Source organism: Halomonas sp. EF61 (assembly GCF_040147045.1).
GTDB lineage: Bacteria > Pseudomonadota > Gammaproteobacteria > Pseudomonadales > Halomonadaceae > Halomonas > Halomonas litopenaei.
Window position 1 is genome coordinate 85,336 of sequence record NZ_JAMSHM010000003.1, and the last position, 15,455, is coordinate 100,790.

Genomic DNA, 15,455 nt, shown 5'->3' on the forward strand with positions numbered 1-15,455 from the left:
ATGTCTGCACCGACTCCCAAGGGCGTCATCCTGACGCCGATCTTCAAGAACAACCCCATCGCCCTGCAGATCCTCGGTATCTGTTCGGCGCTGGCGGTGACCTCGAGCCTCAGCGTCTCGCTGGTCATGAGTCTGGCCGTGATCTTCGTGACGGCGTTCTCGAGCATGTTCGTCTCGCTGATCCGCAATCACATTCCGTCCTCCATCCGTATCATCGTGCAGATGACCATTATCGCCTCGTTGGTGATCGTGGTGGACCAGATCCTCAAGGCCTTTGCCTATGAGATGTCCAAGCAGCTGTCGGTATTTGTCGGTCTGATCATCACCAACTGCATCGTGATGGGCCGCGCCGAAGGCTTCGCCATGACCAACACCCCGACGCTGTCGTTCCTCGACGGTGTCGGCAACGGTCTGGGCTACGGCTTCATCCTGATGACCGTCGGCTTCTTCCGCGAGCTGTTCGGCTCCGGCAGCCTGTTCGGCGTGACCATCCTGGAAACCGTGCAGAACGGTGGCTGGTACGTGCCCAACGGCCTGCTGCTGCTGCCGCCGTCCGCCTTCTTCATCATCGGTCTGATCATCTGGGTGCTGCGCAGCCTCAACCCGGAGCAGGTCGAGGACAACGAGTTCGTGATGAAGGAAAACACCCAGCCGAAGGAGGCCGTGTAACATGGAACACTATCTGAGCCTTTTCGTTGCCTCGGTGTTCGTGGAGAACATGGCACTGGCGTTCTTCCTGGGCATGTGTACCTTCATGGCCGTGTCCAAGAAGGTATCCTCGGCCATCGGTCTGGGCATCGCGGTGGTAGCGGTACTGACCATCACCGTGCCGGTGAACAACCTGATCCTCGAGTATCTGCTGGCGGAAGGCGCGCTGTCCTGGACCGGCATCGCCGGTGCCGAGAACATCGACCTGTCGTTCCTGGGTCTGCTGTCCTACATCGGCGTCATCGCCGCACTGGTGCAGATCCTCGAGATGTTCCTCGACAAGTTCGTGCCGGCGCTCTACAACGCCCTCGGCGTGTTCCTGCCGCTGATCACCGTGAACTGCGCCATCCTCGGTGGCACCCTGTTCATGGTCGAGCGCAGCTACAACTTCGGTGAGTCCGTGGTCTATGGCCTGGGCGCCGGTGTCGGCTGGGCGCTGGCGATCACCGCCCTGGCCGGTATCCGCGAGAAACTGAAGTACAGCGATGTGCCCGCTTCCCTGCAGGGACTGGGCATCACCTTCATCACCGTGGGTCTGATGTCCCTGGGCTTCATGTCCTTCTCCGGCATCCAGCTCTGAGTGCCCTGCACCGGGGGCGCTAGCCCTCGGTGCAGGCCCTAACCCTAGCAATAGGAAACCGACATGGTTGATACAACAGTCATCGTGCTCGGCGTCGTCATGTTCACCATCATCGTCATCAGTCTGACGGCGGTGATCCTGGCGGCCCGCTCCAAGCTCGTGAGCTCGGGCGATGTGACCATCGAGATCAATGACGATCCCGAGAACACCCTGACCACCCAGGCCGGCGGCAAGCTGCTCAACACCCTGGCGGCCAATGGCATCTTCCTGTCCTCCGCCTGTGGCGGCGGCGGCTCCTGCGCCCAGTGCAAGTGCCGGGTCGAGGAGGGCGGCGGCTCGATCCTGCCCACCGAGGAAAGCCACTTCACCCTGCGCGAGAAGAAGGTCGGCTGGCGTCTGTCCTGTCAGGTACCGGTCAAGCAGGACATGAAGATCCAGGTCCCCGAGGAAGTGTTCGGCGTCAAGAAGTGGGAATGCGAGGTCATCGAGAACCCCAACGTCGCCACCTTCATCAAGGAGCTGAACCTGAAGCTGCCGGAAGGCGAGGAAGTGGCCTTCCGTGCCGGCGGCTACGTGCAGCTGGTGGCACCTGCCTACGACATCAAGTTCTCCGACTTCGATATCGAGGAAGAGTACCGCGGCGACTGGGAAAAATTCGGTCTGTTCGACGTCTCGCACAAGAACACCGAAGAGGTCATTCGTGCCTACTCCATGGCCAACTATCCGGAAGAGAAGGGTATTCTCAAGTTCAACATCCGGATCGCGACACCTCCGCCCAACTCCAGCCACCCGCCTGGCCTGATGTCCACCTACGTCTTCAGCCTGAAGCCGGGTGACAAGGTCACGGTGATGGGGCCCTTCGGTGAGTTCTTCGCCAAGGACACCGACGCCGAGATGGTCTTCATCGGTGGTGGTGCCGGCATGGCGCCGATGCGCAGCCACATCTTCGACCAGCTGAAGCGTCTGAACAGCGAGCGCAAGATGACCTTCTGGTACGGCGCACGCTCCTGGCGCGAGACCTTCTACAACGAAGAGTACGACAAGCTGGCCGAGGAGCATGAGAACTTCGACTGGCACCTGGCGCTGTCCGACCCCCAGCCGGAAGACAACTGGGAAGGGCCGACCGGGTTCATCCACAACGTGCTCTACGACATGTACCTCAAGGACCATCCGGCTCCCGAGGACTGCGAGTACTACATGTGCGGGCCGCCCATGATGAACGCCTCCGTCATCAAGATGCTGCTGGATCTCGGCGTCGAGCCCGAGAACATCATGCTGGATGACTTCGGCGGCTGATCACGCGCCTGTCCGTGTGCCCAAGGGCACCTTGCGAGCCCCGCCCCGTGCGGGGCTCGTTGGTTTGTACGCCTTGTGATTTTGCCGCGAGAGGAGATCTGGCATAATTGTCGCGCCGACTCGAGAATGCCCCGCTGACTGTCCTGGGAGGACACGGGACCTTGTCGAGTCGGTACCTTCAACGCCTCGGGCGTATGGCGACGGCCATTCGTTGTTCCGCCCAGGGATATCTCTTGTCCAACCGCTGTCCAATGGGAGAAAGGCAGGCGATGGTGTTCGCGACAAAGTGTTCGCGAGAAAGTGACCAGAGCCATCCTGCCCCATCCAGCGAGGAGTCCATCATGACCATCTACCTTATCGTTTTCGGTGCCATGCTGCTGATCATCGGCGCCATGGCGATCGGTGTCATTCTTGGCCGCAAGCCCATCGCCGGCTCCTGCGGCGGGCTCAACCAGCTTGGCCTGAAGGATGGCTGCGAGATCTGCGGCGGCAAGGATGAGGTGTGCGAGGAAGAATCGAAGAAGCGTGCCACCAGTCAGCGCCGCCAATCCGACGAGAATCGCGGACTGGACCTGGGCTACGACGCGACTCGTCGCTGAGCGGCAGCATCGACGCCCCCTGACCATGACGGCGCCTCTCGAGGCGCCGTCCTCATGATAAGCAGTGCCCGGCATCTCACATCCGGGTCGGTTTCCAGGAGAAGGAAGACACGATGGCAGTCCACAACTATGACGTGGTGGTGATCGGCACCGGGCCCGCCGGCGAGAGCGCAGCGATCAATGCGGCCAAGCATGGCAAGCGGGTCGCGGTGGTCGAAAAGCAGGCGCGGGTCGGCGGCAATTGCACCCACTGGGGCACCATCCCTTCCAAGGCGCTGCGTCATCAGGTCCGCCAGATCATGTCGTTCAACACCAACAGCATGTTCCGGGATATCGGCGAGCCGCGCTGGTTCTCGTTCCCCAAGGTGCGTGAACGCTCCCGGGTGACCATCGATCAGCAGGTGTCCATGCGCACCAACTTCTACGCCCGTAATCGCATCGACCTGTATCACGGGATCGCACGCTTCAAGGACGAACACACCCTGATGGTAAGGGGCAGTGGTGAAAACCAGGAAGAACTGGTAGCCGACAAGGTGATCATCGCCACGGGGTCACGGCCCTATCGTCCAGCGGACATCGATTTTCGCCACCCTCGCATTTACTGCTCCGATACCATTCTTGGTCTGCAGCACACCCCGCGTACTCTGATCATCTTCGGCGCCGGCGTCATCGGCTGCGAGTACGCCTCGATCTTCTCCGGGCTCGGACTCAAGGTGGATCTGATCAACAACCGCGGCAGCCTCTTGTCCTTCCTCGATGACGAGATCAGCGATGCGCTGTCCTACCATCTGCGCAAGCATGGTGTGTTGATCCGCCACAACGAGGAGTACGATCGCGTCGAGGGCGATGAGAACGGCGTCACGGTGCATCTGAAGTCGGGCAAGCGGCTGCGTGCCGACGCCTTCCTGTGGGCCAACGGCCGCACCGGCAATACCGACCAGCTGGGCCTCGAGAACATCGGTCTCACCGCCAACGGCCGCGGGCAGCTGCAGGTCGACGAGCACTATCGCACGGCGCTGCCCCACATTTACGCCGCCGGAGACGTGGTCGGCTGGCCGAGCCTCGCCAGCGCCGCCTACGATCAGGGACTGAACGCCTGCGACGAGCTGCTGGACCGGGAATTCCGCTACGTCACCGAGGTGCCCACCGGGATCTACACCATCCCCGAGATCAGCTCCTTTGGTCGCACCGAGCGCGAGTTGACCGAGGCCAAGGTGCCTTACGAGGTCGGCCATGCCTTCTTCAAGGACACCGCCCGCGCCCAGATCACCGGCGATACCGTCGGCATGCTCAAGATCCTGTTCGATCAGGATACTCTGGAGATCTACGGCATCCACTGCTTCGGCGACCAGGCCTCGGAGATCGTCCATATCGGCCAGGCGATCATGCAGCAGGAAGGGGAGGCGAATACGCTGAAGTACTTCGTCAACACCACCTTCAACTATCCGACCATGGCCGAGGCCTACCGGGTGGCCGCCCAGAATGGCCTCAACCGGGTGTTCTGAGCCGGCCAGTACGACCGACAAGAAAGGTGCCCTTGGGCACCTTTCTTGTCTGGGGTCGGACTATTGGCGCCTGCTGGATCCGGTGCCTGAGCTCTAGTGGCCGCTCTCGTGGGCAAAGCAAGGCGGCGAGGAGGGCAGGGCGTCTTCCTGATCTTCCTGGTGCAATGCCTCGAGCAGGCGCTGGCGCAGCTCGGGCAGATGGGTGCTGTCGACATCGCGTGCCGCGGTCACCAGCGTCAAGCGGCCACGCCGGGCCAGGCGCATCAGCGGATACAGCCGGTCGGGGTGGTCGCGTAGCTCGCCGCGATAGCGAATCTCGAAGACCCTGGAACTGATCTCCTCGAGCTGATACTGGCGTCGCAGGGCATTGCTGGGTGAGGCCTCCCGGTACCACTCGGTAAGCGCCAGGGACTCGCGGCTGCGTCCTCTGGGCCACAGGCGGTCGACCAGTACTCGGGCGCCGTCGTCGGGCTCGGGCGCCTGGTAGACGCCCTTGAACACGATGTCGTAGCTCATCGAGCTCCTCCTTGCTGTTCGTTCAGCGCCTCCCTGGCGCTTTGCTGCCAGGGCCCGTCAAGCGAAGCCGCACGCCTGAGCGCTTCTCGAGCCCCTTCGTCATCTCCTTGGGACGCCAGGGTGAGACCCAGGTTCAACCAGGCCGGCGCCAGCGACGGATCCTTGGCGACAGCGCTGCGCCAGGCGTCGATGGCCGCGTCAGGCTGGCCCGCCGCATGGTAGGCGTTGGCCAGCGCGAAGTGCCCCATGGCCTCCTCGGGAAAGCGATCGACCAGGGCTTGCCAGGCCGGCAGGCTTTGCTCTGGCCCCTGGACCCGTTCGAAGTCCGAGGTGGCCTGGATGGCCGCCTCAGGTGCAATCGTCACCGGCAGCTCTCCTGGCGTCAGTGCCACGAAGGCCCAGCGCTCGGAACGTTGCCAGGTGGCGTCGAAACGCCCGAAATCGGTGGCATCCTGACGGGTGACGCCGGTGCGCAGCAATACCTCTTCGCTCTCGAGATCGTAGCCATTGACCACCGCGAAGTGCCACAGCGGGAAGGCCGGCAGCGACAGGTTCTGCAGTACCACCACCGCGCGGCCGGCATCGACCTCTTCGAGCAGCGAGGCGAAGCGTGGCGCCAGAGTAAACGGGATTCGCCCGTGCCGGCGACTGGCGGCCAGCATCTCGGGCTGGAAGCTGCCCTTGCGACTGGGCACGTAGATTTCGGGGATCAGTTGATCGACGCCGACGTCGACCCCTGCATGGTTGAGCACCATGGCCAGTGTGGCCGGGCCGCACTGGTAGTCACGCTGGGGGTGAAAGGGGACGTCTTCGAGGAGCTGGCGTTGGGGCAGCGTAGCGGTGACGCTGTGGTCCAGTTCGGGGGCGCTGGCACAGGCCGTGAGCCACATCACCAACGAAAGAGCGCCCGCCAGGCGGGCGCTCGAGACGAATGAGCGCATCACGCGCATGTCCTTAGCGGGTGAACGGGTAGACGTCGGTCAGACCCAGGATGTCGGTGACCAGCAGGATGACGAAGACCGCGAACAGCACGCCAATGACGCTGGCGCCGGCGGGCATCTGGTCGAGCTGGTCGGCCATCTGCTGAGCTTCGGCGTCGGACAGGGCGGCTACGCGGTCCTCGACCTCACCGGGATCGACGCCCTGGAGTTCGAGTTGCTGGCGTACGTCATCGCGGGCCAGTACCTGATGGATGCGTTCTCGGGCGTTCTGGCTCTGCTGGGAGGCCAGCACGTCGTTGGTCGAGGCCAGCGGGACCGAGGTGGCGGCCCCGGCGCTGGCGGCACCCAGGGTCAGGCACAGCATCAGAACAGTACACAGCAAGCGGCGCAGTCGTGAAGTCATGGGGGCTTCCTTGTTGATGGTGTCGGGAATTGTTCGATCCTTGGTGATGGCGACATGCATCCAGTGGCATCCTGCCCGCCGGATGCGTTGGCGACAACAGGAGTATAACGAAGGTGGTACAGGAATTTCATGCAGGTTGTTGGTTTCTCTAGCCCAGGCGGATGCAATTGCGTCCTTGATGCTTGGCCTGGTAGAGCGCCTGGTCGGCCCGCCGGTACAGGGTGGAGAAGTCGTCATCGGCGTGGCTTGAGACGGCGATGCCGATACTGACCGTAAGGTTGGCGCCGGCCGCCGGTTGGGTCAGGTCGAAGTGCTCGGTTTCGTGGCGAATTCGCTCGCCGACGGTTTCGGCGTTGCGGGCGTCCGCCTGGGGCATCAGCAGGGCGAACTCGTCGCCCCCCAGACGCGCCGCTAGATCGCTGCGCCTGGCCACGCGCTTGAGCATCTCGCCGAAGGACTTCAATACCTTGTCGCCGGTGGGGTGGCCGTAGCCGTCATTGATGCGTTTGAAGTTGTCCAGATCCAGCAGCATCAGCGCCACTGGACTATCCGCCGGGCGCCGAAGGGCCAGCAGGTGGGGGGCCTGGTCGAGCCACTGGCGACGATTGTAGAGCTGGGTGAGGTCGTCGGTCATCGCCAGATAGCGCAGCGCGTTGCTGTGGCGTTCCAGGCGCAGCAGGGCGACAAACAGCACCGTGCCGACCATCAGTACCAGTGCCGTCAGGATGGTGGCCACCAATGCCAGGCGTCGATCGAGCTTGCGCTGGTGCGACTCGGTCTCCATCAGATAGATGGCCAGCTCATCGATGGTCGAAGCGAGCCCCGGCAAGGTGTCGGCGATGTCTGCGGTGGTGTCGGAGAGAGGTGACGGAGCGATCAGGTTGATCGAGTGCTCGGCACGTTGCAGGTAGCCGACCACGCTGTCCCTCTGGGAGGTGGGCAGCCGCGTGGCGGTGCCCGCCAGCGTCCGCAGACGGTGTTGGAGGGTATCGGCCACTTGCGTGAGCTCGTGAGCCCGGGGCGAGTTGTCGATGCCGGCAAACTGCTTGAGTGAAGCGATGCTCGCCACATTTTCCTGAGACCGTGCCGTTTCGATGATGAGGGCGTCGCGGACAACGCCCATGGGCTGGCGCACCTGGCTCAGGTAGCCGAGCAACAGCAGGGCGCTGGCGGTCGAAAGCAAGGTGACGCCGGCGGCCAGAACCAGCGGGAAGACACGGGGCATGATGGGGGCACTCGCGGTCGCTGGCGACCAGACGCGCTGGGCGCCCAAGGGGTAATGATGCAGGTGCTTGCCCTATTCTATGCGCAGAGTACCCGCAGTGCGGGGTCATACCCCCATTGGCCGGGCTGACCTATCCCATCCTGGCGTCACAGGGGTGACGCCAGGCCACATCACGCGAGAGCAAGGAAGACGAATCGTCGGCTACGGCGCCACGCGATAGGACCAGGCCATTTCTGCCAGCAGTCCACGACCGCCAGCGAGGGTCAGCGCCAGGTCCTGAATGCCCTGTTCCAGCGGCAGGTCCGCTGCGCCCTTGATCGACAGGTCCAGGCGTTGGGCGAACATCAGAAGCTTGTGCAGACGCTTGAGTGGCAGGCGACGGATGGCTTCCTGGTAGGCGGGGCGCCGACGGTCGAAGATCGGAGGCTTCTGGGCCTTGCAGGCGTGCTCGAAGCTCTGGCCCTGGTCCAGGTGCTGATGCAGCGACAGCAGGGTGCGAATCTCGCGGGTCAGGGCCCACAGGATGATCGGTGGCTCGGTACCCTCGGCGGCCAGTCCCGCGAGGATACGCAGGACGCGCTCGCGCTCGGCTTTCAGGCAGGCATCGACCAGAGTGAAGACGTCGTAGCGGGCACTGTTCTCGACCCCTCCGGCGACGTCACGGGGGGATACCTGAGCGCCGGGAGGAAGCATCAAGGCCAGCTTCTGCAGTTCCTGGTCGGCGGCCAGAAGGTTGCCCTCGGTGCGTTCACCCAGCAGCCGGGCGGCGTCCAGCGACATCGACAGACCGTGGCGCTGGGCGCGGTCCCTCAGCCAGAAACCCAGGCGGGAAGGGTCGACCGGCCACACCGGAACGAACAGCCCCAGCTTGTCGAGCGCCTTGAACCAGGCGCTCTTCTGCTCGCGGGCGTCGAGCTTGGCGCAGCTGACCAGCAGGATGTTGTCGCTGCCCTGTGCCTGTTCGGCGTACTCCTTGAGTGCCTTGCCGCCTTCCTGCCCCGGCTTGGCGCTGCCCAGACGCAGCTCGATCAACTTGCGCGAGGCGAACAGCGACAGGCTCGCCGCGGACTCGGTGAGGCGGCCCCAGGCGAAGTTGGCCTCGACGTGGAGCACCTCACGTTCCTCGACGCCCGACTCGCGCGCACGTGCCCGGACCTGGTCGCAGGCCTCCATGTGCTGCAGAGGCTCATCACCGGCGACGATGATGACAGGGGGCACGGACTTCGAAAGCGCGTCCGGCAGCTTGTCGGCAAAGACCTTCATGGGTGAATCAGACTTCCTCGATGGCGCGCAGTCGGTCGATCATCTGGCGTACGGCCTCGCGGCGGGCGTTTTCCAGGGCATCGGCGCGTAGCTCATCCTGGGACAGCAGGTTGTCGTCGGTGATCGAGAACTCTTCGAGCACCTCCACCGCCTGGCGATCGGCCAGGTAGGCGCCATCGCTTGCGCGCTGGATCGAGTAGGGAATCCGCAGCACCAGTTGCTGGTCCTGAGAGCCGGTGTCGAGCACGCCGACCTGACGGATGCTGACGTCTTCGCCACCCAGGTTGAGACGCAGCGACGCGGTCTCGTCGACGCGGGTGCCGAGGCTTTCCAGACGCTTGGTCAACTGCTCGGCGAAGGGGGTGTCGGCACCGTCGAGCGCCAGGCTGTCCAGGGACAGCACCTCGCCGCCGACGCCGCGCAGGTGGAAGCCGCAGCCCGCGAGCAGCAGGGCGGCGCCGGAGGCCAGGGTCAGACCAAGGAAGTGACGACGCTGCATGGGAACTCCTTGTCCAGCGTGAGGGAAAAACCGAAGGCACAGCCTTCGGCATCATGTCCTGGTATCACCGACAGTCTGACGCGGCGGGCGAGACGCCCGCCGCGAGCTGTCAGTTGGCGACGATGTTGACCAGCTTGCCCGGCACAACGATCACCTTGCGCAGGGTCTTGCCGTCGGTATGGCGCTGGACGTTGTCGTTGGCCAATGCCAGCGCTTCGACGGCGGCCTTGTCGGCGTCGGCGGGCACCTCGAGGCGCGCGCGCAGCTTGCCGTTGACCTGCACCACCAGCTCGATGCTGTCGCGCGCCAGGGCGCTTTCGTCGAACGCCGGCCAGGTGGCATCGATGACCGCGCCGTCATGGCCCAGTGAGCGCCACAGTGCGTGGCAGGCGTGGGGCGTGATCGGTGCCAGCAGCAGCACGCAGGCCTCGATCGCCTCGCGGCTGACTGCCAGGCCCTGAGGGCTGGTATCGCCGAACTTGGCGATGGCGTTGGTCAGCTCCATCACCGCGGCGATGGCGGTATTGAAGGTGGTGCGGCGGCCGATGTCGTCGCCGGCCTTCTTGATCGTCTCGTGGGTCTTGCGGCGCAGTTCGCGCTGGGCGTCGTCGAGCGAGGCGATGGCGGCGGCATCCAGCGCTGTCGGCGTACCGGCCTCCAGATGCTCGGCGACCAGACGCCACAGCCGCTTGAGGAAGCGGTGGGCGCCCTCGACGCCGGAGTCGGACCACTCCAGTGACTGCTCCGGGGGGGCGGCGAACATCATGAACAGGCGCACGGTGTCGGCACCGAAGCGATCGATCATGGCCTGGGGGTCGACGCCGTTGTTCTTGGACTTCGACATCTTCTCGATGCCGCCCATCTCCACCGGCTGGCCATCGCTGATCAGGGTGGCGCTGAGCGGGCGTCCCTTGTCGTCACGCTTGACCTCGACGTCGGCGGGGTTGAACCACTCCTTGCCGCCGTTGGCCTCGGGGCGGTAGAAGGTCTCGGCGATCACCATGCCCTGGGTCAGCAGGCGCTGGAACGGCTCGTCGGAGTCGACCAGACCGAAGTCGCGCATCAGCTTGTGGAAGAAGCGGGCGTAGAGCAGGTGGAGGATGGCGTGCTCGATGCCACCGATGTACAGATCCACCGGCAGCCAGTAGTTGGCGCGCTCGTCCAGCATGGCCTCCGGGTTGTCGGCGCAGCAGAAGCGCGCGTAGTACCAGGAGGACTCCATGAAGGTGTCGAAGGTGTCGGTCTCGCGGGTCCAGCCATCGCCCAGATCGCTGAACTCCGGCATCTTCTTGAGCGGCGAGCCGGAAGCGTCCACGGTGACCTCCAGCGGCAGCGCCACCGGCAGCTCGTCGTCGGTGAGCGGCACGGTCTGGCCCTCGGGGCCGTACTTGACCGGAATCGGCGCGCCCCAGTAGCGCTGGCGGGCCACGCCCCAGTCGCGCAGGCGGTAGTTGGTCTTGACCTCGCCGTGGCCGTCGCGCTCGAGGCGGCTGGCGATGGCGTCGAAGGCCGCCTGGAAGTCGAGGCCGTCAAACTCGCCGGAGTTGATCAGGCTGCCGTGCTCGACCCAGGCGCCCTGGGACAGGTCCGGGGCCTGGCCATCGGCGTCGGCGATCACCGCGCGGATCGGAAGGTCATACTTGGTGGCGAACTCCCAGTCACGCTGGTCGTGGCCGGGCACCGCCATCACCGCACCGGTGCCGTATTCCATCAGCACGAAGTTGGCGACATATACCGGCACACGGTCGCCGGTCAGCGGGTGGATGGCCTCGAAGCCGGTGGCCATGCCGCGTTTTTCCATGGTCGCAAGCTCGGCTTCCGAGGTGCCGCCGTGGGAGCACTCCTCGAGGAAGGCGGCGAGTTCGGGCTTGTCCTCGGCGGCCTTGATCGCCAGCGGGTGGCCGGCGGCCACCGCCACGTAGGTCACCCCCATCAGGGTGTCGGGACGGGTGGTGTAGACCCTGAGCGGCTCGTCGCCATCGACGTCGAAGGCCAGCTCGACCCCCTTGGACTTGCCGATCCAGTTGCGCTGCATGGTCTTGACCTGCTCGGGCCACTCGACCTTGTCCAGATCCGCCAGCAGCTCATCGGCGTAGTCGGTGATCTTCAAGAACCACAACGGGATTTCCTTGCGCTCCACCGGCGCACCGGAGCGCCAGCCACAGCCGTCGATGACCTGCTCGTTGGCCAGCACGGTCTGATCCACCGGGTCCCAGTTGACGGTGGACATCTTCTTGTAGACCAGGCCTTTTTCCACCAGCTTGGTGAAGAACCACTGTTCCCAGCGGTAATAGTCGCTGTCGCAGGTGGCGAACTCACGATCCCAGTCATAGGCGAAGCCCAGCGCCTTGAGCTGGGCACGCATGTAGTCGATGTTCTCGTAGGTCCACTTGGCCGGCGGTACCTGGTTCTTGATCGCGGCGTTCTCGGCCGGCATGCCGAAGGCGTCCCAGCCCATCGGCTGCATCACGTTCTTGCCCTGCATGCGCTGGAAGCGGCTGACCACGTCGCCGATGGTGTAGTTGCGTACATGCCCCATGTGCAGCTTGCCGCTGGGGTAGGGGAACATCGACAGGCAGTAGAATTTCTCGCGATCCTGATCCTCGATCGCCTTGAAACACTGGTTTTCATTCCAGAACTGCTGGGCGTCGTGTTCGATTTCGTGGGGCTTGTACTGGGCGTCCATCGCGGTCTTCGAGTACCTTGCAATCAAGGCGCGCCCAAGGCGGCGCGCAGGGTATGGGTATCGTCCGGCGGCAGGGTTGTGCAGAATCAAGGTTGATGCGGCCCTGTCACCGGCGCGGCAATGATGCCCGCAAGGATACCCCAGCAGCCCGGGGTCCGGCTATGGTGGGCCGCCAGTGTTCCGTTCGGGTTACCCCGAGCGGTCCTTGTCTGCATCAAGGAGGACACCGTCATGAGTGATCAACATTCTTCGTCCGGCGAACATCGTCTGCGCGACGGCTATGAGCGGGTACTGGCCCGGCTCAAGGAAGGGGCCGAGGACCTCACCTGGGACAATCTGCAGAAGGATCTCGATGACGCCGTGGAGTTCGAGGCGGAGCTCGAGGAGTACACCAAGGACGAACTGGCGCTGCTCAGGGCCTGGGTCGAACGTGATCTCAAGGACATGCGGCGCTACCTGGCTGCCGGCGGCGAGGGCGTGGCCAGCTGGCTCGGCATCGACCTGACCATCCTGTCGCGCAAGGTGGTCGACTCACTTTTGTCGATCGCCGATCGCAGCGTGATCGAGCGCGAGCAGCTCGAGGACGACCTTGAGGCCTCCCGTGCCGACTACACCGCCGGCGAACTGGCGGCGCCGGGACGCATGTCCTGCGTGCACTGCGACGCCGTGGTCGAACTGCACGGGGTCAAGCGCATCGAGCCCTGCCATCAATGCGGCCATCGCTACTTTGGGCGCGTCGGCTGACGTCCGCCGAACGCGCCGTCGGCGCAATATCAGGTGGCTATCGTCTGGCGTGCGGCTCAGGCCGAGACGGCCTGGGCCAGGCAGGCGATCGCCACCAGGACCAGCGCCGACATGACCAGAGCGTAGTGTAGATTGTGCTTCATCATGCGATAGCCACTGATCCCGTAGCGCCCCTGCAGTGACAGGTTAATGCCCGACAGCGGGCCGACGGCGGTGCCCACACCCCAGGATGCCAGGGCGACGAAACCGAACAGGGTCTGGTGGGGGCCATCCAGATCCAGCATCGAGGCCAGCACCGAGATGCCGATGATCGGGTGCAACCCGGCGATGGCGCTGGCAACGATGGCGACATAACTCAGCATGGCGGGCCCCACGCCAAAGTCGGCAAACAGCGTCCAGTCACCGTTGGTGGCGGCGGCGACCAGGATCGAGAGTCCCTTGGTCAGAAGTCCCGCACACAGAAACAGGGTGATTTCGCCGCGCATGCCCGGCAGTCGGTAGTGAAGGTGGCGAATAAGGCGTTCTCGGGTCGCTGTAGCGCCCCTGGCCAGGTTGGCGGCCAGCGCCAGTGTCGGCATCAGGAAGGTGATGATGCTGACGATGGTCAGAGACGGTGTGATGACGTAGTGAAACACCATCACCAGTCCGGCCACGCTGGCCGGCATCAGCAGACTGCGGGGGGACAGTGAAAAGCCGGGGACCTCGCTGACGTCGAAGCGGCGTGACAGTTCGAACACGCTGTAGAGTCCGCCGGCAAAGGCCAGCGGCAGTCCGGCGGCCAGCACCGTGGTGTATTCAAGCGATGGAGCCAGGGAGACCGCCACGCCCATGGCGGCGAAGAACGGCGACCACATGGCGGCGCTGGAAAGCCCTCGGTTGAGCCCCAGTAGCTGAACCTCGAGCAGACGACCGCGGCGCTCCAGGCGATCGCCGACCATGAAGACCGCGGACAGGTTGAGGATGGCCCCGAGCAGCTGCACCCCCAGCCAGGTCCCGGCCAGACCTCGGCGCCCGGTCACCGGTTCGCTGTTCGGTGGCCCCTCCGAGGGGCGCCCGATCAAGGCGATAAAGCTCACCCCTACCAGCATGGCCACCACGAAGGCGTTGCCATCGAGCAAGGTGGTGATGTCGGGGGTGGCGTCGAAGCCCACCACCGCCAACGCCAGAAAGGCAAGCCCCAGCACCGCCAGCACGCCGGCCTGCCACTGATTGCGCCGGGGAATGTCCGGCCACATCAGCAGGCTGGCGGCCCACAAGGGCAGGCTGACGCTCCAGCTCGGCAGCCCGTCGAGGCCCAGGCCCGCGATCTGCGTCAGCAGGCCCGCCAACGTCAGTGCGCCGGCCAGGCGGTGTCGCGGTGGAGGGGGAGGCATGCGAGTCATACAGACGTCCCTGTGGTGGTGCGCTCAAGGCTAGGCGGGGTTTGCCACGGCTTCCTGGTCGAGGCATTCGAGCAGCGAGCGGGCGGCGTTGGACAGGGTGCGGTCGCGGTGCACCAGGTAGCCGAGCGGGCGCTGTATCGCAGGCTCCTCGAGGGCCAGCCGGACCAGTCTTTCGCTGGCGATGTCCCGCTCGACCATGGGGTCGGGCAGTAGACTCCAGCCAAGCCCGGCCGAGGCCATCATCTTGAGGGTTTCCAAATAGTTGGTCGATTGTCCCACCCGCGGCGCCAGACCGTGCCTGGCCAGCCGCTCGAGGATCAGCTGGCGGGTGAAGGTCAGTGGCCCCGGCAACAGGGCGTCATGCTCGCACAGGGTCGCCAGGGTTACGCGGCTCTCCCGCGCGAGCGGATGCTCCGGGGCGGCAACGAAGGTCATGTCGTCGACCCACACTCTGGTGGCGCGAAGCTGAGGGTCGGGGTGGGCCGACAGGGTCACCAGGGCCACCTCGATATCGCCGTCCAGCACGCCCTGGTAGGCCTGCTCGGAGTCGAGAAAGCGCAGGTCGAGGCGCACCTCCGGGTAGCGCTTGACGTAGCTGCCCAGCACCGGCGGCAGCCGGTGCAGGCCGATATGATGGCTGGTGGCCAGGGTCAACTCGCCGCTGACCTCGTCGCTCAGGTTGCTCAGGGCCCGGCGGCTGTCATCGACCATGACCAGGATCTGGCGTGCCCGCGGCAGCAGCAGCCGTCCGGCTTCGGTCAGACTGACGCGGCGGCCGATACGGTCGAACAGGCGGGCGCGCGTCAGCGCCTCCAGGCTGGCGATACGCTTGCTGACGGCCGGCTGGGTGAGGTGCAGCTGCTCCGCCGCGCGGGAGAAGCTGCCGCTGTCGGCCACGGCGAGAAAGGCCTGCAGGCTCTGGGTATCCATGGCAGTGCTCCCGGGGCGGATGACGAGGGAAAGTGGCGACGATTTGCCGGGTAATGATGTATTCCACTTGGGAATCGTTTGAATAAATAACATGAATTGATTTTATTGGCGAGTGGCGCGACACTCGACCTATCCCATCCCCGGGCAAGGCCCGCGGGACCGGCAAACGACCGTTTTC

At 64.7% G+C, this 15,455-nt stretch carries 15 protein-coding genes; 6 read left to right on the plus strand and 9 right to left on the minus strand.

What is annotated here, in order from left to right:
- The 5 genes from NFI08_RS15290 to sthA all read left to right on the plus strand — a co-directional run bounded on the left by NFI08_RS15290 (window position 1) and on the right by sthA (window position 4,688).
- Window positions 1–669: an NADH:ubiquinone reductase (Na(+)-transporting) subunit D gene (locus NFI08_RS15290; RefSeq protein WP_045992663.1), complete on the plus strand. Its 669-nt coding sequence runs from the start codon at window positions 1–3 to the stop codon at window positions 667–669.
- A gap of 1 nt (window position 670) precedes the next feature.
- On the plus strand, window positions 671–1,288 hold the full coding sequence (gene nqrE, locus NFI08_RS15295; protein ID WP_045992662.1) for an NADH:ubiquinone reductase (Na(+)-transporting) subunit E: 618 nt from the start codon (window positions 671–673) through the stop codon (window positions 1,286–1,288).
- A 63-nt stretch (window positions 1,289–1,351) separates the two neighbouring features.
- The gene (gene nqrF / locus NFI08_RS15300) at window positions 1,352–2,584 is read left to right on the plus strand and encodes an NADH:ubiquinone reductase (Na(+)-transporting) subunit F (RefSeq protein ID WP_045992661.1); all 1,233 of its coding nucleotides are present in this window, start codon (window positions 1,352–1,354) and stop codon (window positions 2,582–2,584) included.
- Between the two features lie 341 nt (window positions 2,585–2,925).
- Complete coding sequence (gene nqrM, locus NFI08_RS15305) at window positions 2,926–3,183, plus strand: (Na+)-NQR maturation NqrM (protein ID WP_045992660.1); 258 nt, start codon at window positions 2,926–2,928, stop codon at window positions 3,181–3,183.
- Window positions 3,184–3,296: 113 nt separating this feature from the next.
- The gene (sthA, locus tag NFI08_RS15310; protein WP_108448859.1) at window positions 3,297–4,688 is read left to right on the plus strand and encodes a Si-specific NAD(P)(+) transhydrogenase; all 1,392 of its coding nucleotides are present in this window, start codon (window positions 3,297–3,299) and stop codon (window positions 4,686–4,688) included.
- 93 nt (window positions 4,689–4,781) lie between these two features.
- Here the strand turns inward: sthA and NFI08_RS15315 are convergent, their stop codons facing one another.
- From NFI08_RS15315 to leuS, 7 genes are all read right to left on the minus strand, one after another.
- Complete coding sequence (locus NFI08_RS15315; RefSeq protein WP_108132829.1) at window positions 4,782–5,204, minus strand: DUF488 domain-containing protein; 423 nt, start codon at window positions 5,202–5,204, stop codon at window positions 4,782–4,784.
- Window positions 5,201–6,145, minus strand: coding sequence for a PA2778 family cysteine peptidase (locus NFI08_RS15320; protein ID WP_240184229.1), 945 nt, complete (start codon window positions 6,143–6,145; stop codon window positions 5,201–5,203). Before NFI08_RS15320 ends, NFI08_RS15315 begins: the two co-directional genes overlap by 4 nt.
- A gap of 13 nt (window positions 6,146–6,158) precedes the next feature.
- Window positions 6,159–6,548 carry a PA2779 family protein gene (locus tag NFI08_RS15325; protein ID WP_349590427.1) on the minus strand — a complete coding sequence of 130 codons (390 nt, stop codon included), beginning with the start codon at window positions 6,546–6,548 and terminating at the stop codon, window positions 6,159–6,161.
- 148 nt (window positions 6,549–6,696) lie between these two features.
- Window positions 6,697–7,773 (minus strand): GGDEF domain-containing protein, encoded by a 1,077-nt coding sequence (locus NFI08_RS15330; RefSeq protein WP_108448857.1) that lies wholly within the window; start codon window positions 7,771–7,773, stop codon window positions 6,697–6,699.
- 201 nt (window positions 7,774–7,974) lie between these two features.
- Entirely contained in the window at window positions 7,975–9,036 is a 1,062-nt protein-coding gene (gene holA / locus NFI08_RS15335) for a DNA polymerase III subunit delta (RefSeq protein WP_045992656.1), read from the minus strand.
- 7 nt (window positions 9,037–9,043) lie between these two features.
- The gene (locus NFI08_RS15340) at window positions 9,044–9,535 is read right to left on the minus strand and encodes an LPS-assembly lipoprotein LptE (protein WP_124803682.1); all 492 of its coding nucleotides are present in this window, start codon (window positions 9,533–9,535) and stop codon (window positions 9,044–9,046) included.
- 109 nt (window positions 9,536–9,644) lie between these two features.
- Window positions 9,645–12,221 (minus strand): leucine--tRNA ligase, encoded by a 2,577-nt coding sequence (leuS, locus tag NFI08_RS15345; protein WP_349590431.1) that lies wholly within the window; start codon window positions 12,219–12,221, stop codon window positions 9,645–9,647.
- Window positions 12,222–12,452: 231 nt separating this feature from the next.
- Here leuS and NFI08_RS15350 point away from each other — a divergent pair, with 231 nt between their 5' ends.
- Entirely contained in the window at window positions 12,453–12,965 is a 513-nt protein-coding gene (locus NFI08_RS15350) for a zinc ribbon-containing protein (protein WP_045992653.1), read from the plus strand.
- Window positions 12,966–13,021: 56 nt separating this feature from the next.
- On the opposite strand, the gene NFI08_RS15355 is transcribed toward NFI08_RS15350, so the two are convergent.
- Together NFI08_RS15355 and NFI08_RS15360 are read right to left on the minus strand one after the other, a co-directional pair.
- Window positions 13,022–14,338, minus strand: coding sequence for a hypothetical protein (locus NFI08_RS15355; RefSeq protein ID WP_502881141.1), 1,317 nt, complete (start codon window positions 14,336–14,338; stop codon window positions 13,022–13,024).
- Between the two features lie 39 nt (window positions 14,339–14,377).
- Entirely contained in the window at window positions 14,378–15,277 is a 900-nt protein-coding gene (locus NFI08_RS15360) for a LysR family transcriptional regulator (RefSeq protein WP_349590437.1), read from the minus strand.
- Window positions 15,278–15,455: the final 178 nt, after the last annotated feature.

What these genes read in the sequence shown, in the direction of transcription:
- NFI08_RS15290 (WP_045992663.1), top strand. Translation starts at nt 1, where the DNA reads ATGTCTGCACCGACTCCCAAGGGCGTCATCCTGACGCCGATCTTCAAG.
- nqrM (WP_045992660.1), top strand. Translation starts at nt 2,926, where the DNA reads ATGACCATCTACCTTATCGTTTTCGGTGCCATGCTGCTGATCATCGGC.
- NFI08_RS15355 (WP_502881141.1), bottom strand. Translation starts at nt 14,338, where the DNA reads ATGCCTCCCCCTCCACCGCGACACCGCCTGGCCGGCGCACTGACGTTG.
- NFI08_RS15350 (WP_045992653.1), top strand. Translation starts at nt 12,453, where the DNA reads ATGAGTGATCAACATTCTTCGTCCGGCGAACATCGTCTGCGCGACGGC.
- NFI08_RS15315 (WP_108132829.1), bottom strand. Translation starts at nt 5,204, where the DNA reads ATGAGCTACGACATCGTGTTCAAGGGCGTCTACCAGGCGCCCGAGCCC.
- NFI08_RS15325 (WP_349590427.1), bottom strand. Translation starts at nt 6,548, where the DNA reads ATGACTTCACGACTGCGCCGCTTGCTGTGTACTGTTCTGATGCTGTGC.
- sthA (WP_108448859.1), top strand. Translation starts at nt 3,297, where the DNA reads ATGGCAGTCCACAACTATGACGTGGTGGTGATCGGCACCGGGCCCGCC.
- NFI08_RS15360 (WP_349590437.1), bottom strand. Translation starts at nt 15,277, where the DNA reads ATGGATACCCAGAGCCTGCAGGCCTTTCTCGCCGTGGCCGACAGCGGC.
- leuS (WP_349590431.1), bottom strand. Translation starts at nt 12,221, where the DNA reads ATGGACGCCCAGTACAAGCCCCACGAAATCGAACACGACGCCCAGCAG.
- NFI08_RS15330 (WP_108448857.1), bottom strand. Translation starts at nt 7,773, where the DNA reads ATGCCCCGTGTCTTCCCGCTGGTTCTGGCCGCCGGCGTCACCTTGCTT.
- NFI08_RS15320 (WP_240184229.1), bottom strand. Translation starts at nt 6,145, where the DNA reads ATGCGCTCATTCGTCTCGAGCGCCCGCCTGGCGGGCGCTCTTTCGTTG.
- nqrF (WP_045992661.1), top strand. Translation starts at nt 1,352, where the DNA reads ATGGTTGATACAACAGTCATCGTGCTCGGCGTCGTCATGTTCACCATC.
- nqrE (WP_045992662.1), top strand. Translation starts at nt 671, where the DNA reads ATGGAACACTATCTGAGCCTTTTCGTTGCCTCGGTGTTCGTGGAGAAC.
- NFI08_RS15340 (WP_124803682.1), bottom strand. Translation starts at nt 9,535, where the DNA reads ATGCAGCGTCGTCACTTCCTTGGTCTGACCCTGGCCTCCGGCGCCGCC.
- holA (WP_045992656.1), bottom strand. Translation starts at nt 9,036, where the DNA reads ATGAAGGTCTTTGCCGACAAGCTGCCGGACGCGCTTTCGAAGTCCGTG.